19 protein-coding genes are annotated in these 22,918 nt (G+C 61.6%); 15 read left to right on the top strand and 4 right to left on the bottom strand.

The genetic code is table 11. The features are described from left to right. Positions 1-9: 9 nt before the first annotated feature. The 4 genes from map (at position 10) to LOY31_RS05620 (ending at position 5,674) form a co-directional block, all read left to right on the top strand. A complete protein-coding gene (map, locus tag LOY31_RS05635) occupies positions 10-792 on the top strand; it encodes a type I methionyl aminopeptidase (RefSeq protein ID WP_039769663.1) in 783 nt (260 codons plus the stop codon). A 40-nt stretch (positions 793-832) separates the two neighbouring features. Then, a complete protein-coding gene (locus LOY31_RS05630; protein ID WP_007954768.1) occupies positions 833-3,535 on the top strand; it encodes a [protein-PII] uridylyltransferase in 2,703 nt (900 codons plus the stop codon). 43 nt (positions 3,536-3,578) lie between these two features. Beyond that, positions 3,579-4,778: a succinyldiaminopimelate transaminase gene (gene dapC, locus LOY31_RS05625; RefSeq protein WP_258712956.1), complete on the top strand. Its 1,200-nt coding sequence runs from the start codon at positions 3,579-3,581 to the stop codon at positions 4,776-4,778. Positions 4,779-4,945: 167 nt separating this feature from the next. Next, on the top strand, positions 4,946-5,674 hold the full coding sequence (locus tag LOY31_RS05620; RefSeq protein ID WP_221532917.1) for a M12 family metallopeptidase: 729 nt from the start codon (positions 4,946-4,948) through the stop codon (positions 5,672-5,674). Between the two features lie 8 nt (positions 5,675-5,682). On the opposite strand, the gene LOY31_RS05615 is transcribed toward LOY31_RS05620, so the two are convergent. Beyond that, positions 5,683-7,314, bottom strand: a complete 1,632-nt coding sequence (locus LOY31_RS05615; protein ID WP_258712955.1) for a Na+/H+ antiporter — start codon at positions 7,312-7,314, stop codon at positions 5,683-5,685. Between the two features lie 182 nt (positions 7,315-7,496). On the opposite strand from LOY31_RS05615, the gene LOY31_RS05610 reads away from it, so the two are divergent. The 4 genes from LOY31_RS05610 to LOY31_RS05595 all read left to right on the top strand — a co-directional run bounded on the left by LOY31_RS05610 (position 7,497) and on the right by LOY31_RS05595 (position 10,683). Next, on the top strand, positions 7,497-7,859 hold the full coding sequence (locus LOY31_RS05610) for an ArsC family reductase (protein ID WP_221532918.1): 363 nt from the start codon (positions 7,497-7,499) through the stop codon (positions 7,857-7,859). A gap of 31 nt (positions 7,860-7,890) precedes the next feature. Further along, complete coding sequence (gene dapD / locus LOY31_RS05605; protein WP_258712954.1) at positions 7,891-8,925, top strand: 2,3,4,5-tetrahydropyridine-2,6-dicarboxylate N-succinyltransferase; 1,035 nt, start codon at positions 7,891-7,893, stop codon at positions 8,923-8,925. 148 nt (positions 8,926-9,073) lie between these two features. Then, a complete protein-coding gene (locus tag LOY31_RS05600; protein ID WP_258712953.1) occupies positions 9,074-10,279 on the top strand; it encodes an aminotransferase class V-fold PLP-dependent enzyme in 1,206 nt (401 codons plus the stop codon). After that, positions 10,276-10,683 carry a SufE family protein gene (locus tag LOY31_RS05595; protein WP_258712952.1) on the top strand — a complete coding sequence of 136 codons (408 nt, stop codon included), beginning with the start codon at positions 10,276-10,278 and terminating at the stop codon, positions 10,681-10,683. The genes LOY31_RS05600 and LOY31_RS05595 overlap by 4 nt, the downstream gene beginning before the upstream one ends. 135 nt (positions 10,684-10,818) lie before the next feature. On the opposite strand, the gene tcdA is transcribed toward LOY31_RS05595, so the two are convergent. Next, on the bottom strand, positions 10,819-11,637 hold the full coding sequence (gene tcdA, locus LOY31_RS05590; RefSeq protein ID WP_039769652.1) for a tRNA cyclic N6-threonylcarbamoyladenosine(37) synthase TcdA: 819 nt from the start codon (positions 11,635-11,637) through the stop codon (positions 10,819-10,821). A gap of 274 nt (positions 11,638-11,911) precedes the next feature. Between tcdA and LOY31_RS05585 the strand changes: the two genes are divergently transcribed. From LOY31_RS05585 to LOY31_RS05570, 4 genes are all read left to right on the top strand, one after another. Next, positions 11,912-14,503: a glycosyltransferase gene (locus LOY31_RS05585; protein WP_074691288.1), complete on the top strand. Its 2,592-nt coding sequence runs from the start codon at positions 11,912-11,914 to the stop codon at positions 14,501-14,503. 97 nt (positions 14,504-14,600) lie between these two features. Beyond that, positions 14,601-15,752 (top strand): succinyl-diaminopimelate desuccinylase, encoded by a 1,152-nt coding sequence (dapE, locus tag LOY31_RS05580; protein WP_085605201.1) that lies wholly within the window; start codon positions 14,601-14,603, stop codon positions 15,750-15,752. After that, the gene (locus LOY31_RS05575; RefSeq protein ID WP_007954754.1) at positions 15,752-16,561 is read left to right on the top strand and encodes a putative RNA methyltransferase; all 810 of its coding nucleotides are present in this window, start codon (positions 15,752-15,754) and stop codon (positions 16,559-16,561) included. The genes dapE and LOY31_RS05575 overlap by 1 nt, the downstream gene beginning before the upstream one ends. Before the next feature lie 75 nt (positions 16,562-16,636). Then, positions 16,637-17,014, top strand: coding sequence for a hypothetical protein (locus tag LOY31_RS05570; protein ID WP_221532921.1), 378 nt, complete (start codon positions 16,637-16,639; stop codon positions 17,012-17,014). 132 nt (positions 17,015-17,146) lie between these two features. Here LOY31_RS05570 and LOY31_RS05565 read toward each other — a convergent pair whose 3' ends face one another. Further along, on the bottom strand, positions 17,147-17,356 hold the full coding sequence (locus LOY31_RS05565) for a cold shock domain-containing protein (protein ID WP_007954750.1): 210 nt from the start codon (positions 17,354-17,356) through the stop codon (positions 17,147-17,149). 237 nt (positions 17,357-17,593) lie between these two features. Here LOY31_RS05565 and plsB point away from each other — a divergent pair, with 237 nt between their 5' ends. Genes plsB through LOY31_RS05550 form a run of 3 tightly spaced genes read left to right on the top strand, consistent with a single transcriptional unit; the run spans position 17,594 to position 21,262 of the window. Next, the gene (gene plsB, locus LOY31_RS05560) at positions 17,594-20,098 is read left to right on the top strand and encodes a glycerol-3-phosphate 1-O-acyltransferase PlsB (RefSeq protein ID WP_258712951.1); all 2,505 of its coding nucleotides are present in this window, start codon (positions 17,594-17,596) and stop codon (positions 20,096-20,098) included. A gap of 51 nt (positions 20,099-20,149) precedes the next feature. After that, on the top strand, positions 20,150-20,548 hold the full coding sequence (locus LOY31_RS05555; protein ID WP_085605193.1) for a YbaY family lipoprotein: 399 nt from the start codon (positions 20,150-20,152) through the stop codon (positions 20,546-20,548). A gap of 24 nt (positions 20,549-20,572) precedes the next feature. Next, on the top strand, positions 20,573-21,262 hold the full coding sequence (locus LOY31_RS05550) for a DUF4197 domain-containing protein (RefSeq protein ID WP_129974044.1): 690 nt from the start codon (positions 20,573-20,575) through the stop codon (positions 21,260-21,262). Here the strand turns inward: LOY31_RS05550 and LOY31_RS05545 are convergent. After that, positions 21,259-22,653 (bottom strand): Fic family protein, encoded by a 1,395-nt coding sequence (locus LOY31_RS05545; protein WP_258712950.1) that lies wholly within the window; start codon positions 22,651-22,653, stop codon positions 21,259-21,261. The genes LOY31_RS05550 and LOY31_RS05545 overlap by 4 nt on opposite strands. Between the last annotated feature and the right edge of the window lie 265 nt (positions 22,654-22,918).

The raw sequence follows: 22,918 nt of genomic DNA, 5'->3' as shown, positions 1-22,918 counted from the left end.
AGAGCCTGTATGACCGTCACCCTCAAAACCCCCGAGGACATCGCTGGCATGCGTGTCGCCGGCAAACTGGCCGCCGATGTGCTGGAAATGATTGCCGAGCACGTCAAGCCGGGCGTGACCACCGATGAGCTGAACCAGATCTGCCACGACTATATCGTCAACGTGCAGCAGGCCATCCCTGCCCCGCTCAACTACAAGGGCTACCCGAAGTCGATCTGCACCTCGATCAACCACGTGGTCTGCCACGGTATCCCGAACGACAAGCCGCTGAAAAACGGCGACACCCTGAACATCGACGTCACCGTGATCAAGGACGGTTACCACGGCGACACCAGCCGCATGTTCCACGTCGGTACCGTGCCGGTCTGGGCCGAGCGCCTGTCGCAGGTCACCCAGGAATGCATGTACAAGGCGATCGAAATCGTCAAACCCGGCTGCCGCCTCGGCGACATCGGCGAAATCATCCAGAAGCACGCTGAAAAGAACGGCTTCTCGGTGGTGCGCGAGTTCTGCGGTCACGGCATCGGCAAAGTGTTCCACGAAGAGCCGCAGATCCTGCACTACGGCCGCGCCGGCACCGGCATGGAACTGAAGGCCGGCATGACCTTCACCATCGAGCCGATGATCAACCAGGGCAAGGCCGACACCAAAGTACTGGGCGACGGCTGGACCGCGATCACTAAGGATCGCAAGCTGTCGGCACAGTGGGAACACACTTTGCTTGTCACAGACACCGGCTACGAGATTTTCACCCTGCGCAGCGACGACACCATCCCGCGCATCTCGGCCTGATCCAGACACCGTTCCCAGCCTATAGAAGGAAAGCCAATCGATGCCGCAGGTGGATCCCGAACTCTTCGACCGCGGTCAGTTCCAGGCTGAACTGGCCCTGAAAGCGAGTCCCATCGCGGCGTTCAAGAAGGCGATCCGCCAGGCCCGCGAGGTGCTCGATGCACGTTTTCGGGCCGGTCGCGACATCCGGCGACTGATCGAAGACCGGGCATGGTTCGTCGACAACATCCTGCAAAAAGCCTGGGACCAGTTCGACTGGAGCGAAGACGCCGACATCGCGCTGGTCGCGGTCGGCGGCTACGGCCGCGGCGAATTGCACCCCTATTCCGACATCGACCTTCTGATCCTGCTGGACAGCGCCGACCACGAAATTTTCCGCGATTCCATCGAGCGTTTTCTGACGCTGCTGTGGGACATCGGCCTGGAAGTCGGTCAGAGCGTTCGCTCCGTCGACGAATGCGCCGAAGAGGCCCGCGCCGACCTGACGGTGGTCACCAATCTGATGGAAAGCCGCACCATCTGCGGCCCCGAGCGCCTGCGCCAGCGCATGCTCGACGTCACCAGCACCGCACACATGTGGCCGAGCAAGGATTTCTTCCTGGCCAAGCGCGCCGAGCAGAAGGCCCGCCACCACAAGTACAACGACACCGAATACAACCTGGAACCCAACGTCAAAGGCTCGCCGGGCGGATTACGGGATATTCAGACGATTCTGTGGGTGGCCCGTCGTCAGTACGGCACCCTGAACCTGCGCGCCCTGGCCGGCGAAGGATTCTTGGTCGAGAGCGAAAACGCCTTGCTCGCGTCCTCCCAAGAATTCCTCTGGAAGGTGCGTTACGCCCTGCACATGCTCGCCGGTCGCTCCGAAGACCGCCTGCTGTTCGATCACCAGCGCACCATTGCCGGGCTGCTGGGCTTTGAAGGTGACGACGCCAAACAGGCCGTCGAAAACTTCATGCAGCAGTATTTCCGGGTGGTGATGAGCATTGCCCAGCTCAGCGACCTGATCATCCAGCACTTCGAGGAAGTCATCCTCGCTCCGGAAGACGAAGCGCCGCCGCAGCCGATCAACTCGCGCTTCCAGCTGCACGACGGCTACATCGAGGCACGCAACGACAACGTGTTCCGCCGCACGCCGTTCGCCATGCTCGAGATCTTCGTGCTGATGGCCCAGCAGCCGGAAATCAAAGGTGTGCGCGCCGACACCATTCGTCTGCTGCGGGAAAACCGTCACCTGATCGATGACAACTTCCGCAACGACATCCGCAACACCAGCCTGTTCATCGAGCTGTTCAAGTGCAAGATCGGCATCCACCGCAACCTGCGGCGGATGAACCGCTACGGCATTCTCGGGCGCTACCTGCCGGAGTTCGGCTTTATCGTCGGGCAGATGCAGCACGACCTGTTCCACATCTATACGGTCGATGCGCACACGCTGAATCTGATCAAACACCTGCGCAAGTTGCAGTACACCCAGGTGTCGGAGAAATTCCCGCTGGCCGCCAAGCTCATGGCCAAACTGCCCAAACCTGAACTCATCTATATGGCGGGCCTGTATCACGACATCGGCAAGGGCCGGCATGGCGATCACTCGGAGATCGGCGCGGTCGATGCCGAGGCGTTCTGCCAGCGTCACCAACTGCCGGTGTGGGACAGCCGCCTGATCGTGTGGCTGGTGCAGAACCACCTGGTGATGTCGACCACTGCCCAACGCAAGGACCTGTCCGACCCGCAGGTGATTCATGACTTTGCGCTGGCGGTCGGTGACGAAACCCGTCTCGACTACCTGTACGTGCTGACCGTGGCCGACATCAACGCGACCAACCCGACCTTGTGGAACTCGTGGCGCGCCAGCCTGTTGCGCCAGCTCTACACCGAGACCAAGCGCGCCCTGCGCCGTGGCCTGGAGAATCCGGTGGATCGCGAAGAGCAGATCCGCCAGACCCAGAGTGCGGCGCTGGACATCCTGGTACGCGGCGGCACCGATCCGGATGACGTCGAGCAATTGTGGGCGCAACTGGGCGACGACTACTTCCTGCGCCACACCGCCGGCGACGTGGCCTGGCACACCGACGCGATCCTCCAGCAACCGGCCGACGGCGGTCCGCTGGTGCTGATCAAGGAAACCACCCAGCGCGAATTCGAGGGCGGCACGCAGATCTTCATCTACGCGCCGGACCAGCACGACTTCTTCGCCGTGACCGTGGCCGCGATGGACCAGCTCAACCTGAACATTCACGACGCCCGGGTCATCACGTCCAGCAGCCAGTTCACCCTCGACACCTACATCGTGCTCGACACCGATGGCGACTCGATCGGCGACAATCCGGTCCGCGTCAAACAGATTCGCGACGGCCTGACCGAAGCCCTGCGCAACCCGGCCGACTACCCGACGATCATCCAGCGTCGGGTGCCGCGCCAGCTCAAGCATTTCGCGTTCGCCCCGCAGGTGACGATCCACAACGACGCCCAGCGCCCGGTAACGGTGCTGGAGCTCACGGCACCGGATCGCCCGGGCCTGCTGGCACGGGTCGGCGGGATTTTCCTCGAGTTCGATCTGTCGCTGCAGAACGCCAAGATCGCCACCCTGGGCGAGCGGGTGGAAGACGTGTTCTTCATCACCGACGCCCACAATCAACCGCTGTCCGACCCGCTGCTGTGCAGCCGTTTGCAGGATGCCATCGTCGAACAGCTGAGCGTCAATCAGGAACCCGATATCAAACTGTCGCGCATCAGCATTTGATTGCGCGCCCGGATTCAACCGCTTTGCACGAGATCCCGCACCGATGAACAACGCTCTGTCCCAGCTTCAGCCCTACCCGTTCGAAAAGCTCCGCGCCCTGCTCGGCAGCGTCACGCCAAACCCGGACAAGCGCCCGATCGCGCTGTCCATCGGCGAACCGAAGCATCGCTCGCCGAGTTTTGTCGCCGAGGCTTTGGCGAACAATCTGGATCAGATGGCGGTGTACCCGACCACCCTCGGGATTCCGGCCCTGCGCGAAGCCATCGCCGCCTGGTGCGAGCGTCGCTTCAGCGTGCCGGGCGGCTGGATCGACCCGGCGCGCAACGTGCTGCCGGTCAACGGCACCCGTGAAGCGCTGTTCGCCTTCACCCAGACCGTGGTCAACCGTGGCGATGACGCGCTGGTCGTCAGCCCGAACCCGTTCTATCAGATCTACGAAGGCGCAGCGTTCCTCGCCGGCGCCAAGCCGCACTACCTGCCATGCCTGGACGAGAACGGCTTCAACCCGGATTTCGACGCCGTTTCGCCGGACATCTGGAAACGCTGCCAGATCCTGTTCCTGTGCTCGCCGGGCAACCCGACCGGCGCGCTGATTCCGGTCGACGTGCTGAAAAAGCTGATCGCCCTGGCCGACGAATACGACTTCGTGATCGCCGCCGACGAGTGCTACAGCGAACTGTACTTCGACGAACAGACTCCGCCGCCGGGCCTGCTCAGCGCCTGCGCCGAACTGGGTCGCAAGGACTTCAAGCGCTGCGTGGTGTTCCACAGCCTGTCCAAGCGCTCGAACCTGCCGGGCCTGCGCTCCGGTTTCGTTGCCGGCGACGCCGACATCCTCAAGGGCTTCCTGCTGTACCGCACCTACCACGGCTGCGCGATGCCGGTTCAGACCCAATTGGCCAGCGTCGCCGCGTGGAATGACGAAGTACACGTACGCGCCAACCGTGCGCTGTATCGCGAGAAGTTCGATGCCGTGCTGGCGATCCTCAGCCCGGTGATGGACGTGCAGCGTCCGGATGGCAGCTTCTACCTGTGGCCGAATGTGCAAGGTGACGATGCCGCGTTCTGCCGGGATCTGTTTGCCGAAGAACACGTGACCGTGGTGCCGGGTTCGTATCTGTCCCGCGACGTCGATGGCGTCAACCCGGGCGCCGGGCGCGTGCGCATGGCACTGGTTGCGCCGCTGGTGGAATGCGTCGAGGCTGCCGAACGCATCCGCGATTTCGTTTTGCGCCACAAGTAATGCCTGAACGCCCGTGCCGGGCAATCCGGCACGGGCGATCAAATATCACGTAACAGTTCCCCTCCTTTTCTACCCAGCTCCCCTGCGCGCCAGACGTTAGTCTTGAGCGGCGCCGTTCGCTGCGCATCACTAAAAACCGACCTTTGACTTCATGGAAGAAGTGAAAAATGACAGAACTGCTCGATTGCCAACTCAATCAATGGCCCGACGATCAGGCGGCGTATATAGCCGCCATCAACGAAAATCCGGCCAATGCCGGCACCGCGACCGGCACTCGCCGCAAGCGCTCCGTCGTCAACTACTCAAAACTGTGGGCCAATGGCCGCACACTGAAGATCGCCTTTCTGGATGCGCCCGATACCGATCACAAAAAGAAGATCATCGACGCCGCCAGCCAGTGGTTGCCGTACATCAACCTCACGTTCGAATTCGTCGATGACCTGCTGGGCGACATCCGCATCGCCACTAAAAACAACGACAACAGTTCGATGCTCGGCACCGATGCGCTGCTGATTCATCCGGACTATCCGACCATGAACCTGGGCGTAAAGCCGGATCACCAGGACTTCGAAGTGATCGTGATGCACGAGTTCGGGCATGCACTGGGCGCGCTGCATGAACATCAGCACCCACAGGCAAAGATTCCGTGGGATAAACCGAAGGTGTATGAGTTCTACAAAAATCGCGAGATGAACCCGCTGACCGAGGAGCAGGTCGACAGAAACCTGTTCGCCTCCTTCGACACGCTGGACGCGATCTACACCGCCTACGATCGCAGGTCGATCATGCACCACCCCGTGGCCAACACTTTGACGGTGGGCAACTGGGAAGTGCCGATCAACCGCACGATCAGCAAGAAAGACAAACGCCTGATGAGATTGCTCTACCCCGGTTAACGCTTTGCCTATTTGACCTGCCCCAGGTTGGCCTCACTCAAGTCGAGCTCGCCCAAAACTTCCCTCAGCACGTCATCACCGATCTGGTGCTGACGGCTGAGGCTGTACAACTCGAGGCGTTGCGCGCGCAGTGCCTTGAGCCGCAGACGGCGCTCCAGCAGATCCATCTGGAACGCCAGCGCCTGGGCTTCGGCCGAATCGTTGAACACCTCCAGTTGATGGCGATACTCGGACATGATCCGCGCCTTGAGCTCCGCTGCCAGTGCGGCTTGCGCGGCGTCCCGCGGGTTGACCTCTTCGGTTTCCAGCGCATGAATCGCTGCTTCCGCAGTCTTGCGCCAGGCGTCGCGCACTTCCTGCCGGCGTTTGTCGTCCGGGCTCTTTTCGATGCCGCGCAACAGCAACGGCAGCGCAATACAGGCCGCCACCAGCGACAACAGGATCACCCCGGCGGCGATGAAGATCAGCAGATCGCGCTCGGGGAACGCCTCGCTGCCCATCAGCATCGGCACCGACATCACGCCCGCCAGCGTCACCGCCCCGCGCACGCCACCGACGGTCAGCAACCAGCAGGAACGGGCGGTCGGCACTTGTGTCAGATCACCTTTGCCACGCAGACGGCGCAGCAGCACCGACAGACGCCAGATGCTCTGCACCCAGATGAAACGCAACAGCACCAGCGCCAGAAAAATCGCCACCACGTCGAGGCAGCGGTAGAACAGCGTCGGCCACAATGACGTCTCGTGACTGACCACCGCCTTGATAATGTCCGGCAGTTGCAGACCGAGCAGCAGGAAGATCAAGCCATTGAAGGCGAATTCCAGCAACGACCACACACTGCGGTTGAGCAAACGGGTGCTTGTCTGGCGCGGCAGCAGGTCGAGCCAGCTCTGCATCATCCCCGCTGCCACTGCCGAAAGAATGCCCGAGGCGCCGAGCCGTTCGGCCAGCACGTAAGCGGCGAATGGCAGCAGCAACATGAACACCACGTGGGTCGCCGGATCATCCCAGCCCCGCGCGATCATCCAGGCGCGCAACCTTCCGACCAGCCAGCTCAGCGCCACGCCGACTGCCAGCCCGCCGACCGCGACCAGCACGAAGGTCAGACTGGCATTGGCCAGGGAAAACGCGCCGGTCACCGCCGCAACCAAGGCGAACTTGAACGTCACCAGACCCGAGGCATCGTTCATCAACGCCTCGCCCTGCAACATATGCATCAGCGGTGTGGGCAAGCGGTTCTGCGAAATCGCCGAGACCGCCACGGCGTCGGTCGGCGACAGCACCGCCGCCAGCGCAAAGGCCACCGGCAATGGAATTGTCGGCAGCAGCCAATGAATGAAGTAACCGGCACCGACCACGGTAAACAGCACCAACCCCACCGCGAGCGTCAGCACCGGCCCGCGCAGGCGCCACAATTCGCGCTTGGGCATGCGCCAGCCATCGGAAAACAGCAGCGGCGGCAGGAACAGAAACAGGAACAGTTCGGGATCGAGGGCCACGTGCAGGCCGAGGGTCGGCCAGGCCAGCAAGGCGCCAGCGGCGATCTGTACCAGCGGCAATGGCAGCGGAATCACCCGTCCCACCAGGCGCGAGACACTGACCAGCATCAGCAGGATCAGGACGGTATAAGCAGTTTGCATAAAGCGGAAATCCCGGACAATCGACAGCGTTGAACTGCCATATTAGCCGCTTAGGCTGTGGCTGACCGTTGCACCTATGTCGCAGGCGCCCACAGCAATAGCAACCTCGGCGCCGCGAAACCGTCTGGTCATGGCATAATCCGACACCATTTTTTTCCAGCACCTGTAAAGGGGGCAATTCCTTGACCATTTCAAGCAAAACGTTGCACCTTTTCGGCATCAAAGCCTGCGACACCATGAAAAAGGCGCGCACCTGGCTCGATGAACACGCTGTCAGCTATGACTTCCACGATTACAAGACCGCCGGCATTGACCGCGAGCACCTGACCCAATGGTGCGACGAGCATGGCTGGCAAACGGTGTTGAACCGCGCAGGCACGACCTTTCGCAAACTCGACGACGAACGCAAAGCCGATCTCGACCAATCGAAAGCCATCGAACTGATGCTCGCTCAACCCTCGATGATCAAGCGCCCGGTGCTCGATCTCGGTGACCGAACCCTGATTGGCTTCAAGCCAGATATCTACGCGGCCGCCCTCAAGTAAGCAGCCCGTCACTTTTTGTAGAGGTATTCACATGTCCAACTCCCTGTTCAGTATTGCCTTCGGCGTCGGCACCCAGAACCGTCAAGGCGCATGGCTGGAAGTGTTCTACGCCCAGCCGCTGTTGAATCCTTCGGCTGAACTGGTCGCCGCTGTTGCACCGATCCTCGGCTACACCGAAGGCAACCAGGCCATCACCTTCACCACCGCACAAGCTGCGCAACTGGCTGAAGCCGTGAAAGGCATCGACGCGGTACAAGGCAAGTTGCTGACCCGTCTGGCCGAAAGCCACAAGCCGCTGGTCGCCACCCTGCTGGCCGAAGACACTCAGCTGACCTCGACTCCTGAGGCTTATCTGAAGCTGCATCTGCTGTCCCATCGTCTGGTCAAGCCGCACGGCGTGAGCCTGGCCGGGATCTTCCCGCTGCTGCCAAACGTGGCCTGGACCAGCCAGGGCGCGATCGACCTGAGCGAACTGGCCGAGCTGCAACTCGAAGCCCGTCTGCGCGGCGAGCTGGTGGAAGTGTTCTCGGTGGACAAGTTCCCGAAAATGACCGACTACGTGGTACCGGCCGGCGTGCGTATCGCTGACGCTGCACGTCTGCGCCTGGGCGCCTACGTGGGCGAAGGCACCACCGTGATGCACGAAGGTTTCATCAACTTCAACGCCGGCACCGAAGGCCCTGGCATGATCGAAGGCCGCGTTTCCGCTGGCGTATTCGTCGGCAAGGGTTCGGACCTGGGCGGCGGTTGCTCGACCATGGGCACCCTGTCGGGCGGCGGCAACATCGTGATCAAGGTCGGCGAAGGCTGCCTGATCGGCGCCAACGCCGGTATCGGTATCCCGTTGGGCGACCGTAACACCGTCGAGTCGGGCCTGTACGTGACCGCCGGCACCAAGGTGGCGCTGCTGGACGAGCACAACAACCTGGTCAAAGTGGTCAAGGCCCGTGATCTGGCAGGTCAGACTGACCTGCTGTTCCGTCGCAATTCGGAAACCGGCGCTGTGGAATGCAAAACCCACAAATCGGCGATCGAACTGAACGAAGCGCTGCACGCTCACAACTAAGCGCCGCTGTGACCTCCTGTGGGAGCGGGCTTGCTCGCGAAGACGGTGTGTCAGTCACCCTTGATTTCGACTGACACGACGCTTTCGCGAGCAAGCCCGCTCCCACAAGGTTCGGTTTACACCCGCCCAAGTTCACAGGGCTGAACAGATGATGATTCCCTCCCCCTGGCGCGCCGATTTCCCGGCCATCGCCGCCCTGCAACGGCAAGACCAGACTTACCTGGACAACGCCGCCACCACGCAAAAACCCCAGGCCCTGCTCGACGCGCTGGCGCATTACTACGCCAATGGCGCGGCCAACGTGCATCGTGCGCAGCATCTGCCCGGCGCCCACGCCACGCAGGCGTTCGAGGACAGCCGCCTGAAGGTTGCCCAGTGGCTGAATGCCGGTGACAGCGGGCAGATCATCTTCACCCACGGCGCCACAAGTGCGCTGAATCTCCTGGCCTATGGCCTGGAACATCTTTTCCATCCGGGCGATGAAATTGTCATCAGCGCCCTGGAGCATCACGCCAACCTGCTGCCGTGGCAGCAACTGGCGCAACGTCGCGACCTGAAGCTGGTGATCCTGCCGCTGGACGATGACGGCGTGATCGACCTCGCCGCCGCCGTTCACCTGATCGGCCCACGCACCCGCTTGCTGGCGGTCAGTCAGCTGTCCAACGTGCTTGGCGCCTGGCAACCGTTGCCGGCGCTACTGGCGATGGCCAAGGCGCACAACGCGCTGACCGTGGTCGATGGCGCTCAAGGCGTGGTTCACGGCCGGCATGACGTGCAGGCGCTAGGTTGCGACTTTTACGTTTTTTCCAGCCACAAACTGTACGGCCCCGATGGCCTCGGCGTGCTGTTCGGACGCAACGCAGCGCTGGAGCAACTGCGCCCTTGGCAGTTCGGTGGCGAGATGGTGCTGGAAGCCAACTATCACGAATCCCGTTTCCGCCCTGCCCCACTGGGCTTTGAGGCGGGAACGCCGCCGATTGCCAGTGTGATCGGACTTGGTGCGACTCTCGACTACCTCGCGGGTCTGGATCAGGACGCGGTGTCCGCCCACGAAGCAGCACTGCACGATTACCTGTTACGTGGCCTCGCGGCCCGCAACGGCATCCGTCTGCTGGGCAAGCCGCAACTGGCGCTGGCCAGTTTTGTCGTCGAAGGCGTGCACAACGCCGATCTGGCGCACTTGCTGACCGAACAGGGCATCGCCGTACGTGCCGGGCATCACTGCGCGATGCCACTGCTCAAGCGTTTCGAACTGGCCGGGGCGATCCGTGTGTCGCTGGCGCTGTACAACGATTCCGAGGATCTGGAGCGCTTCTTTGAAGCGCTGGATCAGGCGCTGGAGTTGTTGCGATGAGCCTGCCGGTCGAAGCCGCCGAGGCGCTGCAAACGTTTCAGAACGCCGCCGGCTGGGAACAGCGGGCGCGGCTATTGATGCAGTTTGGTGATCGCCTGCCGTCGTTGAGCGATGCAGACAAATGCGACGCCAATCGGGTGCACGGCTGTGAAAGCCAGGTGTGGCTGGTTGGAGAGTTGCGCGATGGCCACTGGCAGTTCGCGGCGAGCAGCGATGCGCGGATGATTCGCGGTTTGGTGGCGTTGCTGCTGTTGCGGGTCAACGGTTTGACCGCGAGCGAATTGCAGTTGGTTGATCTGCCGGACTGGTTCAATCAGCTGGGACTGTCGCGGCAGTTGTCGCCATCGCGCAGCAATGGCTTGAATGCCGTGCTGCAGCGGATGCGTGAACTCGCCCCTGACTGATCGTTCCCACGCTCTGCGTGGGAATGCAGCCCGGGACGCTCCGCGTCCCATGCCGAAGCGGACGCGGAGCGTCCAATGAGGCATTCCCACGCAGAGCGTGGGAACGATCGGCGATCGGTCACGCAGTCATGTACTTCAGGCCTGCGGCTTGACCCGATCCGCCGGGCGCCGAACGCCCGCCACAATCTTGTCCACCGCCTTGGTCGCCGCGACCATGCCGAACGTCGCCGTCACCATCATCACCGCGCCAAACCCGCCGGCGCAGTCCAGCTTCACACCGTCGCCGACAAAACTCTTCTGCAGGCAAATGCTGCCGTCCGGTTTCGGATAGCGCAGCTGTTCCGTGGAGAACACGCACGGCACGCTGTAATGGCGGGTCACGGTGCGCGAGAAACCGTAGTCGCGACGCAGCGTCGAGCGCACTTTCGAAGCCAGAGGATCGTTGAACGTACGGTTGAGGTCGCAAACCTGAATCAGCGTCGGATCAATCTGCCCGCCGGCACCGCCGGTGGTGATGATCTGGATCTTGCGCCGCTTGCACCAGGCGATCAGCGCGGCCTTGGCGTTGACTGCGTCGATGCAGTCGATCACACAGTCGATGTTCGGCGTGATGTATTCGGCCATGGTGTCGCGGGTGACGAAGTCCGCCACGGCGTGCACCTTGCAGTCCGGGTTGATCCCGCGCAGACGCTCGGCCATCACCTCGACCTTAGGTTTGCCGACGGTGCTGTCCAGCGCATGCAGCTGCCGGTTGGCGTTGCTGACGCAGACGTCGTCGAGGTCGAACAGCGAAATCTCGCCCACCCCGCAACGGGCCATGGCTTCCGCCGCCCAGGAACCGACGCCGCCGACGCCGACAATCGCCACATGGGCTGCACGCAGGCGCTCGAGGCCCTCGATGCCATACAAACGGGCGATGCCTGCAAACCGCGGATCTTCTGTACTCATGACCATTACCCTAAAAACCGGCGCGCATTATAGGGCCGTCGGCGGCCAAGAGCATCTTTGCGCTATGAACGGCGAACGCGCCTGCTTTAATTAAAGCTGCACGTAACAAAGATTTGTCTTACACGCTGAAACGAAAGAACTTAAGTCAGGTTGGATTGCCCAACGTCCGGCATTTCCCTGTCTCTTGTAGGACTCGGCGAACTGCCGGTGTAGGATGCGCGCCCTCCTGGCGTCAACCAGCCGACCCTTCGTTCCACAGCCTTTGGAACCCGACACAGCTATGTCATCGCGTAAATTTGGACTCAACCTGGTGGTGGTTCTGGCAATCGCCGCCCTGTTTACCGGTTTCTGGGCGCTGATCAACCGCCCCGTCTCCGCGCCGAACTGGCCGGAGCAGATCTCCGGTTTCTCCTATTCACCGTTCCAGCAGGGACAGTTCCCACAGAAGGATCAGTATCCGTCCGACGATGAAATGCGCCGCGACCTGGAGATCATGAGCAAGCTGACGGACAACATCCGCATCTACTCGGTCGACGGCTCCCTGCAGGACATCCCGAAACTGGCTGAGGAGTTCGGCCTGCGCGTGACATTGGGGATCTGGATCAGCCCCGACCAGGAACGCAACGAGCGGGAAATCACCCGCGCCATCGAACTGGCCAACACTTCGCGCAGCGTGGTTCGCGTAGTCGTCGGTAACGAAGCGATCTTCCGCAAGGAAATCACCGCCGAACAACTCAGCGTGCTGCTCGACCGCGTGCGCGCAGCGGTGAAAGTGCCGGTGACCACCTCCGAACAGTGGCACGTCTGGGAAGAGCACCCGGAGCTGGCCAAGCACGTCGACCTGATCGCCGCCCACGTTCTGCCCTACTGGGAATTCATTCCGGTGGACAAGGCCGGGCAGTTCGTTTTCGACCGCGCCCGCGACCTGAAAAAGATGTTCCCGAAAAAACCGCTGCTGCTGTCCGAAGTGGGCTGGCCGAGCAACGGCCGCATGCGTGGTGGCGCCGATGCGTCGCCGGCGGATCAGGCGATCTACCTGCGCACGCTGGTCAACAAACTCAACCGCCAGGGCTTCAACTACTTCGTGATCGAAGCGTTTGACCAGCCGTGGAAGGCCAGCGACGAAGGTTCGGTCGGCGCTTACTGGGGCGTGTTCAACGCCGCGCGCCAACAGAAATTCAACTTCGAAGGCCCGGTGGTGGCGATCCCGCAATGGCGCGTGCTGGCCATCGGCTCGGTGGTGCTGGCGCTGTTGTCGCTGACCCTGCTGATGATCGACGGCTCGGCCCTGCGTCAGCGCGGCCGTACCTTCCTGACCTTCATCGCATTCCTCTGCGGTTCGGTGCTGGTGTGGATCGGTTACGACTACAGCCAGCAATACAGCACGTGGTTCAGCCTGACGGTGGGCTTCCTGCTGGCGCTCGGTGCGCTCGGGGTGTTCATCGTGTTGCTGACCGAGGCCCACGAACTGGCCGAAGCGGTATGGATTCACAAGCGTCGCCGTGAATTCCTGCCGGTGGTCGGCGATTCGGACTACCGCCCGAAAGTCTCGATCCACGTGCCCTGCTACAACGAGCCGCCGGAGATGGTCAAACAGACCCTCAACGCCCTGGCCAACCTCGACTATCCGGACTTCGAAGTCCTGATCATCGACAACAACACCAAGGACCCGGCGGTCTGGGAACCGGTGCGCGACTACTGCGAAACCCTCGGCCCGCGTTTCAAGTTCTTCCACGTCTCGCCCCTGGCCGGTTTCAAGGGCGGCGCGCTGAACTACCTGATCCCGCATACCGCCAAGGATGCCGAAGTGATCGCGGTGATCGACTCGGACTACTGCGTGCACCCGAACTGGCTCAAGCACATGGTGCCGCACTTCGCCGACCCGAAAATCGCCGTGGTGCAGTCGCCGCAGGATTACCGCGACCAGAACGAGAGCACCTTCAAGAAGCTCTGCTACGCCGAATACAAAGGCTTCTTCCATATCGGCATGGTCACCCGCAACGACCGCGACGCGATCATCCAGCACGGCACCATGACCATGACCCGTCGCTCGGTTCTGGAAGAACTGGGCTGGGCCGACTGGTGCATCTGTGAAGACGCCGAACTCGGTCTGCGGGTATTCGAGAAAGGCCTGTCGGCGGCGTATTACCACGACAGCTATGGCAAGGGTCTGATGCCGGACACCTTCATCGACTTCAAGAAGCAGCGTTTCCGCTGGGCCTACGGTGCGATTCAGATCATCAAGCGCCACACCCGCAGCCTGCTGCGCGGCAAGGACACCGAGCTGACTCGCGGCCAGCGTTACCACTTCCTCGCGGGCTGGCTGCCGTGGGTCGCGGATGGCATGAACATCTTCTTCACCGTCGGCGCGCTGTTGTGGTCGGCGGCGATGATCATCGTGCCGCAACGAGTCGATCCGCCGCTGCTGATCTTTGCGATCCCGCCGCTGGCGCTGTTCGTGTTCAAGGTCGGCAAGATCATCTTCCTCTACCGTCGCGCCGTGGGCGTGAACCTCAAGGATGCGTTCTGCGCGGCACTGGCCGGCCTGGCGTTGTCGCATACCATCGCCAAAGCGGTGCTGTACGGCTTCTTCACCAGCAGCATTCCGTTCTTCCGCACCCCGAAAAACGCCGACAACCATGGCTTCTGGGTGGCGATTTCCGAGGCCCGGGAAGAGCTGTTCATCATGCTGCTGTTGTGGGGCGCCGCGCTGGGGATCTTCCTGGTGCAAGGCATTCCGAGCAACGACATGCGCTTCTGGGTGGCCATGCTGCTGGTGCAGTCGCTGCCGTACGTGGCGGCGCTGATCATGGCGTTCCTGTCGTCGCTGCCAAAACCATCGGCGGCGCCTGAACCGGCACCGGTGGTCTAAATCCTTCCGGATGCACTAAACGGCGGCCAATGGTCGCCGTTTTGCTTTAAGATAACCGCCATTTTGCGCGCCTTGCCCCCAGCTTTCGGAGTTTTCCATGACGGCCCACGCCGACCTTTCGCCGACCCTCCAACTCGCCATCGACCTGATCCGCCGTCCGTCCGTGACGCCGGTCGACGCCGATTGCCAGAAGCAGATGATGCAGCGCCTGGGCGATGCCGGTTTCCAGCTGGAACCGATGCGCATCGAAGATGTGGATAACTTCTGGGCGACTCACGGCAAAGACGACGGCCCGGTGCTGTGCTTCGCCGGCCACACCGACGTGGTGCCGACCGGCCCGGTGACTGCCTGGCAGATCGACCCGTTCAACGCGGTGATCGACGAACACGGCATGCTTTGCGGTCGTGGCGCTGCGGACATGAAAGGCAGCCTGGCCTCGATGACCGTTGCGGCCGAGCGCTTTGTCGCCGACTACCCGGATCACAAAGGCAAGGTTGCGTTCCTGATCACCAGCGACGAAGAAGGCCCGGCGCATCACGGCACCAAGGCAGTGGTCGAGCGTCTGGCAGCCCGTAACGAGCGTCTGGACTGGTGCATCGTCGGCGAACCGTCGAGCACCACGCTGGTGGGCGACGTGGTGAAAAACGGTCGTCGCGGCTCCCTCGGCGCCAAACTGACCGTGCGCGGCGTGCAGGGCCACGTGGCCTATCCGCACCTGGCGAAGAACCCGATCCACCTCGCTGCCCCGGCTCTGGCCGAACTGGCCGCCGAGCATTGGGATCACGGCAACGACTTCTTCCCGCCGACCAGTTTCCAGATTTCCAACGTCAACTCCGGCACCGGCGCGACCAACGTGATTCCGGGTGATCTGGTGGCGTTGTTCAACTTCCGCTTCTCCACCGAATCGACCGTTGAAGGTCTGCAGAAACGCGTCGCCGACATCCTCGACAAGCACGGTCTGGACTGGCACATCGACTGGGCGCTGTCCGGTCTGCCGTTTCTCACCGAGCCGGGCGCGCTGCTCGACGCGGTGTCGTCGAGCATCAAGCAGATCACCGGTCGCGAGACCAAGGCGTCCACCAGCGGCGGCACCTCCGACGGTCGTTTCATCGCGACTATGGGTACGCAAGTGGTTGAACTGGGCCCGGTCAACGCGACCATCCACCAGGTCAACGAGCGCGTGCTGGCGGCCGATCTCGACGTGCTGACCGAGATCTACTACCAGACCCTGATCAAGTTGCTCGCCTGATGCTTGCGTGCCCGATCTGCAGTGAACCGCTGAACGCGGTGGACAACGGCGTGGTCTGCCCTGCCGGCCACCGCTTCGACCGCGCGCGCCAGGGTTACCTGAACCTGCTGCCGGTGCAGCACAAAAACAGCCGCGATCCCGGCGACAACCAGGCCATGGTCGAGGCCCGCCGCGACTTTCTGAACGCCGGGCATTACGCGCCGGTGGCCAAGCGTCTGGCGGAGCTGGCGGCGGGTTATGCGCCGGCGCGCTGGGTCGATATCGGTTGCGGCGAGGGTTACTACACCGCGCAGATCGCCGAAGCTTTGCCCGATGCTGACGGTTACGCGCTGGATATCTCGAAGGAAGCGGTCAAACGCGCCTGCAAACGCAATCCGGCGCTGACCTGGTTGATCGCCAGCATGGCCCGGGTGCCACTGGCTTCCGGCAGCTGCCAGTTTCTGGCCAGCGTTTTCAGTCCGCTGGACTGGGAAGAGGCCAAGCGCCTGCTCAGTGTTGGCGGCGGTCTGATGAAAGTCGGCCCGACCAGCGGCCATCTGATGGAACTGCGCGAGCGCCTGTACGACGAAGTGCGCGAATACACCGACGACAAGCATTTGGCCCTGGTGCCGGAAGGCATGGCGCTGGCGCACAGTGAAACCCTGGAATTCAAATTGACGCTGGACAAGCCCGAGGATCGCGCCAACCTGCTGGCGATGACGCCCCACGGCTGGCGCGCCAGTGCCGAGCGCCGCGCGGCGGTCATCGAACAGCCCGAGCCGTTCGTGACCACTGTCTCGATGCGCTACGATTATTTCGTTCTTCAATAACTTTTGGTCTCGGGCAACGACCCGGGGCCGGCTAAATCCGCGAATGGATTTTTCAGACCCGCAGTGAGGACATCCATGCGCCAACCGGACATCGAGATTTACCTGAAAGACGCCGACGTCGACCACAAGGCCATTTCCGCCTGGCTGGGCGCCGCCCTCGGCCCTTGCAGCGACTGGGTACAGAAAGGCCAGACCTACAAGTGCAAGGCCGGCAACATCCCGGTGACCTGGCTGCCGAAAGCCGTGGGCAAGTGGAACAGCCTGTACCTGGAAAGCGATGCGACCCCATGGGACGACGACATCGCCTGCGCCCGCGCAGCCTTTGCCGCGCTGAAAGTCGAAGTGCGCTGCGCGCCAGGCACGTGGGTCGAGGAAGAAGGTGAAGAGACGGCGGATCGCTGGATTCGCATCAGCGAAGACGGTGAAGAAGAGATCACCTGGAAAACTGCGTAAAAACCAGCAACACAATGCCAATGTTGATCGTTCCCACGCTCCGCGTGGGAATGCAGCCCGGGACGCTCCGCGTCCCAAAGCGGACGCAGAGCGTCCATTGAGGCATTCCCACGCAGAGCGTGGGAACGATCATTACAGGCCTACAACGTCTTCAGCCTGCAAGCCCTTCTGCCCTTCCACCACCGCGTATTCAACCTGCTGACCCTCGGTCAGCGAACGGTGGCCTTCGCCGCGGATCGCGCGGTAGTGCACGAACACGTCCACCCCGTCTTCGCGCTGAATGAAGCCGTAGCCCTTGGCGTCGTTGAACCACTTCACGTTGCCGGTTTCACGTGTTGCCATCTGTTCATACTCCTTTTTTATTATTGAACAGGCTTTTCGCAGGAAAGCCTTTGAGGAACGTCAGCCTGCGTCCGACGTCCATAAAAGGGCCCCGGCGACAGATCGCCGAGTATATGACAGGCGGCAAAACTCTCAACAGGAGATTACTTCGCCGCTTTTTTGCCGATTTTCCATGAATCCGGCACACTATCGACCGCCCGAGCAAACGCTCGGTTTATCCACTCACGCAGAAGCCGTATGACCCGTTCCCCGTTCCGCCGTCTTGTGTTTGGCACCTTGCGCCGACTGTTGTATCTCTGGGTTCGCTCCGAGACGATCAACCAGTCGTCGTTCACCCTCAACCTCGACCGCAGTCGTCCGGTGTTCTACGTCCTGCAAAATCCATCGCTGACTGATCTGGCGGTGGTCGACACCGAGTGCACCAAGGCCGGCCTGCCGCGTCCGGTGCTGCCGGTATCCGTGGGTTCGCTGATCGAACCGGCGGCGTTCTTCTACCTGACGCCGGACCCGGACTGGCTCGGTCGCCAGGACAAGCGCGGCGCACCACCAACCCTGACCCGACTGGTCAGCGCCCTCAGCCAGAACGCTGCCGAAGACGCGCAGATCATTCCGGTCAGCGTGTTCTGGGGCCAGTCGCCGGACAGCGAAAACAGCCCGTGGAAACTGCTGTTCGCCGACAGCTGGGCGGTCACCGGGCGTCTGCGTCGCCTGCTGAGCATCATGATTCTGGGGCGCAAGACCCGCGTGCAATTCTCCGCACCGATCCACCTGCGCGAACTGATCGAACACAACAAGGGCCACGAACGCACCGTGCGCATGGCCCAGCGGATCCTGCGGGTGCACTTCCGCAATCTGAAAGCTGCGGTGATCGGCCCGGACATTTCCCACCGCCGTAACCTGGTCAAAGGCCTGCTCAACCAGCCGCTGGTCAAGCAAGCGATCCTCGACGAAGCCGAGCGCGAAAACATCTCCCCGGAAAAAGCCAAGGCCCAGGCCCTGCGCTACGGCAACGAGATCGCCTCGGACTACACCTACACCGCGATCCGTTTTCTGGAAGTGGTGCTGAGCTGGTTCTGGAACAAGATCTACGACGGGATCAAGGTCAACCACATCGAAGGCGTGCAGAAGGTCGCCCAGGGTCACGAAGTGATCTACGTGCCGTGCCACCGCAGCCACATCGACTACCTGCTGCTTTCGTACCTGCTGTTTCGCAACGGCCTGACCCCGCCGCACATCGCCGCCGGTATCAACCTGAACATGCCGGTGATCGGCAGCCTGCTGCGTCGTGGCGGTGCGTTCTTCATGCGCCGCACGTTCAAGGGCAATCCGCTGTACACCTCAGTGTTCAACGAATACCTGCACACCCTGTTCACCAAAGGTTTCCCGGTCGAGTACTTCGTCGAAGGGGGGCGCTCGCGTACCGGGCGCATGCTGCAACCGAAAACCGGGATGCTGGCGATCACCATGCGCAGCTTCCTGCGTTCGTCGCGGATGCCGATCGTGTTCGTGCCGGTGTACATCGGTTACGAGCGCGTGCTCGAAGGCCGGACCTACCTCGGTGAATTGCGTGGCGCGAGCAAGAAGAAAGAATCGATCTTCGACATCTTCAAAGTCATCGGCGCACTCAAGCAGCGTTTCGGCCAAGTGGCGGTGAACTTCGGCGAGCCGATCAAACTCGCGGAATTCCTCGACAGCGAACAGCCGGACTGGCGCCAGCAGGAACTCGGCCCGCAGTACAAACCGGCCTGGCTCAACGAAACCACCAACCGCCTCGGCGAGAAAGTCGCGCAGCACCTGAACGAAGCCGCAGCGATCAACCCGGTCAACCTGGTGGCGCTGGCGCTGCTGTCGACCACCCGACTGGCGCTGGATGATCGAGCCATGGCGCGAGTGCTGGATCTGTACCTGGCGCTGCTGCGCAAAGTCCCGTACTCGCCGCACACCACCTTGCCGGAAGGCGATGGCCGGGCGCTGATCGAGCATGTGAAGGACATGGATCTGCTGTCCGAGCAGAACGATGCGCTGGGCAAGATTCTGTACCTGGACGAGCAGAACGCCGTCCTGATGACCTACTACCGCAACAACGTGCTGCACATCTTCGCCCTGCCGGCGCTGTTGGCGAGTTTCTTCCAGAGTGCATCGCGCATGAGCCGCGAACAGATCCTGCGCTACACCCGCGCGCTGTATCCGTACCTGCAATCGGAGCTGTTCATCCGCTGGACCCTGGACGAACTGGATGCGGTGATCGATCAGTGGCTGGACGCGTTCGTCGAACAAGGCCTGCTGCGTTTCGAGAAAGACGTTTACCTGCGCCCGGCACCGAGCTCGCGGCATTTCGTGCTGCTGACCCTGCTGTCGAAGAGCATCGCCCAGACCCTGCAACGCTTCTACATGACCGTATCGTTGCTGCTCAACGCAGGCCAGAACACCATCAGCGCCGAAGAGCTGGAAGACCTGTGCACGGTCATGGCCCAGCGCCTGTCGATCCTGCATGGCCTCAACGCCCCGGAATTCTTCGACAAGAGCCTGTTCCGCCACTTCATCCAGACCATGCTCGACCTCGACGTACTGCGTCGCGACGAAGCCGGCAAGTTGAGCTACCACGAACTGCTCGGCGAACTGGCCGAAGGTGCGGCCAAACGGGTACTGCCGGCGGAGATTCGCCTGTCGATCCGTCAGGTGGCCCTGCATCGCAGCGAAGATGCGGCCGATCAGGTCACCGCCCCTGTGCAAAGCGACTAAATTCCTACAGGCGCCAGGCTTCTTCTGGCGCCTTCGATACGGAGATCTCCGATGAAAAAACTTTCCCTGCTTGCCGCCGCCACCCTGCTCAGCGCCTGCCAGTCGACCTCACCGGCCGGCAAGGTCAGCCTCGACGGCGAAGTGTTCTACCTGCAACGCATCGCCCTGCCACCCAGTGCAACCTTGAGCGTGAGCCTGCAGGACGTATCGCTGGCCGACGCTCCGGCCGTGGTACTCGACGAACAGAAAGGCCCGGTCAAAGGCCAGGTGCCGCTGCCGTTCCACTTGAGCTACGATCCGGCCCAGGTCAAACCCGGCCACCGCTACTCGGTCAGCGCACGCATCGAAGTCAACGGCGAGCTGATGTTCATCACCACCGAAAACCATGCCGTGCAGCTTGATGGCAAGGATCCGCAGCCGCTGAAGATCCGTGTCGACGCTGCCCGCTAACCCTCTCCGAACAAGGAAGACGCCATGCTCCGCCCTACCCTTCGCTTCGCCGGCCTGTGCGCGGGCCTGATGATCTCCGCCAACGCACTGGCCCTGTCCCTCAGCGACCTGTCGCAAGGCGACGCCACCGGCGGCCTCAAGGACGCCCTGACCCAGGGCGCGCAACTGGCCGTCAAACAACTCGGCACCCCGGGCGGCTTCAGCAACAACCCGGACGTGAAGATCGAACTGCCGGGCAAACTCGGCAAAGTCGCCGGCAAGATGAAAGCCTTCGGCATGGGCGCCCAGGTCGACGAACTGGAAACCGCCATGAACAAGGCCGCGGAAACCGCCGTCACCCAGGCCCAGCCGATCCTCGTCGACGCCGTGAAGAAAATGAGCGTGGAAGACGCCAAAGGCATCCTCAGCGGCGGCAACGACTCCGCCACCCAATACCTGGACAAATCCAGCCGCGAACAGATCCGCACCAAATTCCTGCCGATCGTCAAACAGGCAACCGACAAAGTCGGCGTTGCCCAGAAATACAACGCTTTCGCAGGCCAGGCCGCGACCTTCGGCGTGGTGGATGCGAAGAGCGCCAACATCGAAAGCTACGTGACCGAACAAGCGCTCAACGGCCTGTTCGAAATGATCGGCAAACAGGAAGAAACCATCCGCAAGAACCCGGCCGCTGCTGCGACGAGTCTGGCGAAAAAAGTGTTTGGTACGCTCTAAGCCGACACGATACGGGAGTGAGCTGTCTCACTCCCGTTACTCAATCCGCCACCAGCAGATACACGTAAAAAGTACACCCACTCGCGCCCCATTTTCTTCTTCTCGAAAACCTGCAGCTCAACCAACCCGCTCAACGCCGACACCGCTGTGTTGTAGGCACAACCAAGGTGCTCCTTGACGTTCCCCGCCGTGAACTCCTTCGCCACCCCGCTTCTGGCCACCTGATAAATCGCTCGTTGCCGCTCTGTCAGCCGATCAAAAAAGCCCGAACAGGTCAGCCAGTGCTCGAAGTCTTCGCTGTACGCCACACTCTTGCGATACACATCGGTAAACCCCTCCACCGCCCGCAGAATCACCGAACACTGAAACTCGATGAAGTATGTCAAATCGAGCTCATCGGCTTCGCTGTGCAAATACGACCGCCCGTACTTCACCGGCGCGTTGCGCAGTAAAAGACTGATCGCGATATAGCGAAACGCCGAAAACTCATGCTTGAACATGAACCAGTAAAACAGCGCCCTGGCGACTCGCCCGTTGCCATCGCGAAACGGATGTTCGTAACCCAGGGCAAAGTGCAGCGTGATCGCCTTGATCAGCGGATGCAGGTAGTTTTTTTGCCGAGGTGAACCCTGTGGTTGATTGATCCACTGCGAGAGCAAATCCAGTCGCCTCACCAGTCCGGCCACAGGCGGTGGCGAGTGCACGGTATTCCCTTCGCCGTCCTGCACCACCACTTCATCGTTGGTCCTGAAAAGCCCCGGGTCGTACTGCTCGTCATCAATGCCCTCGACACCAACTCGATGAATTGACGCTATCAACTCCACGCTCAATGGCTCGTAACGTTTTTCCCAGGCGAAATTCATCATCCGGTAATTTCCCATGACCATCCGCTCATCCGGCGTACGCGGCTGACGCCGCTGCTTGAGCATGTCTTTGGCAACTCGAGTGGTGGTCGCGGCGCCCTCCAACTGACTGCTGCTGATCGCCTCATCCTCGATCAGATCGTTAAGCAAATAACTGAAATGCGCCCGCTCGCCTATCTGGCTGGTCATGTACTCCAGCGACGCCGTCGTGGTTTGCCGATCAACCACTGAAAGGGCCTTCTGCGCGGTGGGTGTCGGCACAAACTTCCCCCACTGCGCCGGCTCCCCCAAAGGCAGAAGCTGTATGTACTGAGCGACCCGCGCCTTCTTGACCAACGCCCAACACAAACGCGAATCCAACCCGCTGGCCCAGCGATACCGCAAATCCTCGAACGGCAGATACCGCCCCTGATCATCCAGCGGCTTGAGCAACGCAAGATAATCCGCCAGACGCTGCTTGTGAGGCGCGCGCATCAACAACTCAAAGACCGGATCGGCCCGACCTTTCAATACCGGCGGTTTCTTCATCAACGCTGACTCAAACAAGGCTGAAAAACAGCCTCGAGTACAGCACCGCCAACACAGCGACTCAATATCGGAGCCGTCTGAAAAACATGTAGGAGAGAACACCCCCTCCTACACCAAAACCAACAATCAGTATCGGCCAACAAAAACCACGATGAGCGTTAGCTCGAGTAACGCTTCTGACGTGCCGGCCCCTTCGGCCGGCTGAGTGGAGGGATTTATCCGGGGGTAGGCGCGTAGCGCCGTTCGACGAAGTCGAACACATCGA

The sequence above is a fragment of the Pseudomonas sp. B21-021 genome (assembly GCF_024749205.1).
Taxonomy (GTDB): Bacteria; Pseudomonadota; Gammaproteobacteria; order Pseudomonadales; family Pseudomonadaceae; genus Aquipseudomonas; species Aquipseudomonas paraglycinae.
Note: the sequence above shows the minus strand (reverse complement) of the source record. Positions and strands in the feature narration are given on the sequence as shown.

What these genes read in the sequence shown, in the direction of transcription:
- LOY31_RS05575 (WP_007954754.1), top strand. Translation starts at nt 15,752, where the DNA reads ATGCTTGCGTGCCCGATCTGCAGTGAACCGCTGAACGCGGTGGACAAC.
- LOY31_RS05615 (WP_258712955.1), bottom strand. Translation starts at nt 7,314, where the DNA reads ATGCAAACTGCTTATACCGTCCTGATCCTGCTGATGCTGGTCAGTGTC.
- LOY31_RS05620 (WP_221532917.1), top strand. Translation starts at nt 4,946, where the DNA reads ATGACAGAACTGCTCGATTGCCAACTCAATCAATGGCCCGACGATCAG.
- dapD (WP_258712954.1), top strand. Translation starts at nt 7,891, where the DNA reads ATGTCCAACTCCCTGTTCAGTATTGCCTTCGGCGTCGGCACCCAGAAC.
- dapC (WP_258712956.1), top strand. Translation starts at nt 3,579, where the DNA reads ATGAACAACGCTCTGTCCCAGCTTCAGCCCTACCCGTTCGAAAAGCTC.
- LOY31_RS05600 (WP_258712953.1), top strand. Translation starts at nt 9,074, where the DNA reads ATGATGATTCCCTCCCCCTGGCGCGCCGATTTCCCGGCCATCGCCGCC.
- plsB (WP_258712951.1), top strand. Translation starts at nt 17,594, where the DNA reads ATGACCCGTTCCCCGTTCCGCCGTCTTGTGTTTGGCACCTTGCGCCGA.
- LOY31_RS05565 (WP_007954750.1), bottom strand. Translation starts at nt 17,356, where the DNA reads ATGGCAACACGTGAAACCGGCAACGTGAAGTGGTTCAACGACGCCAAG.
- dapE (WP_085605201.1), top strand. Translation starts at nt 14,601, where the DNA reads ATGACGGCCCACGCCGACCTTTCGCCGACCCTCCAACTCGCCATCGAC.
- LOY31_RS05585 (WP_074691288.1), top strand. Translation starts at nt 11,912, where the DNA reads ATGTCATCGCGTAAATTTGGACTCAACCTGGTGGTGGTTCTGGCAATC.
- LOY31_RS05630 (WP_007954768.1), top strand. Translation starts at nt 833, where the DNA reads ATGCCGCAGGTGGATCCCGAACTCTTCGACCGCGGTCAGTTCCAGGCT.
- map (WP_039769663.1), top strand. Translation starts at nt 10, where the DNA reads ATGACCGTCACCCTCAAAACCCCCGAGGACATCGCTGGCATGCGTGTC.
- tcdA (WP_039769652.1), bottom strand. Translation starts at nt 11,637, where the DNA reads ATGGTCATGAGTACAGAAGATCCGCGGTTTGCAGGCATCGCCCGTTTG.
- LOY31_RS05555 (WP_085605193.1), top strand. Translation starts at nt 20,150, where the DNA reads ATGAAAAAACTTTCCCTGCTTGCCGCCGCCACCCTGCTCAGCGCCTGC.
- LOY31_RS05545 (WP_258712950.1), bottom strand. Translation starts at nt 22,653, where the DNA reads ATGAAGAAACCGCCGGTATTGAAAGGTCGGGCCGATCCGGTCTTTGAG.
- LOY31_RS05550 (WP_129974044.1), top strand. Translation starts at nt 20,573, where the DNA reads ATGCTCCGCCCTACCCTTCGCTTCGCCGGCCTGTGCGCGGGCCTGATG.
- LOY31_RS05570 (WP_221532921.1), top strand. Translation starts at nt 16,637, where the DNA reads ATGCGCCAACCGGACATCGAGATTTACCTGAAAGACGCCGACGTCGAC.
- LOY31_RS05595 (WP_258712952.1), top strand. Translation starts at nt 10,276, where the DNA reads ATGAGCCTGCCGGTCGAAGCCGCCGAGGCGCTGCAAACGTTTCAGAAC.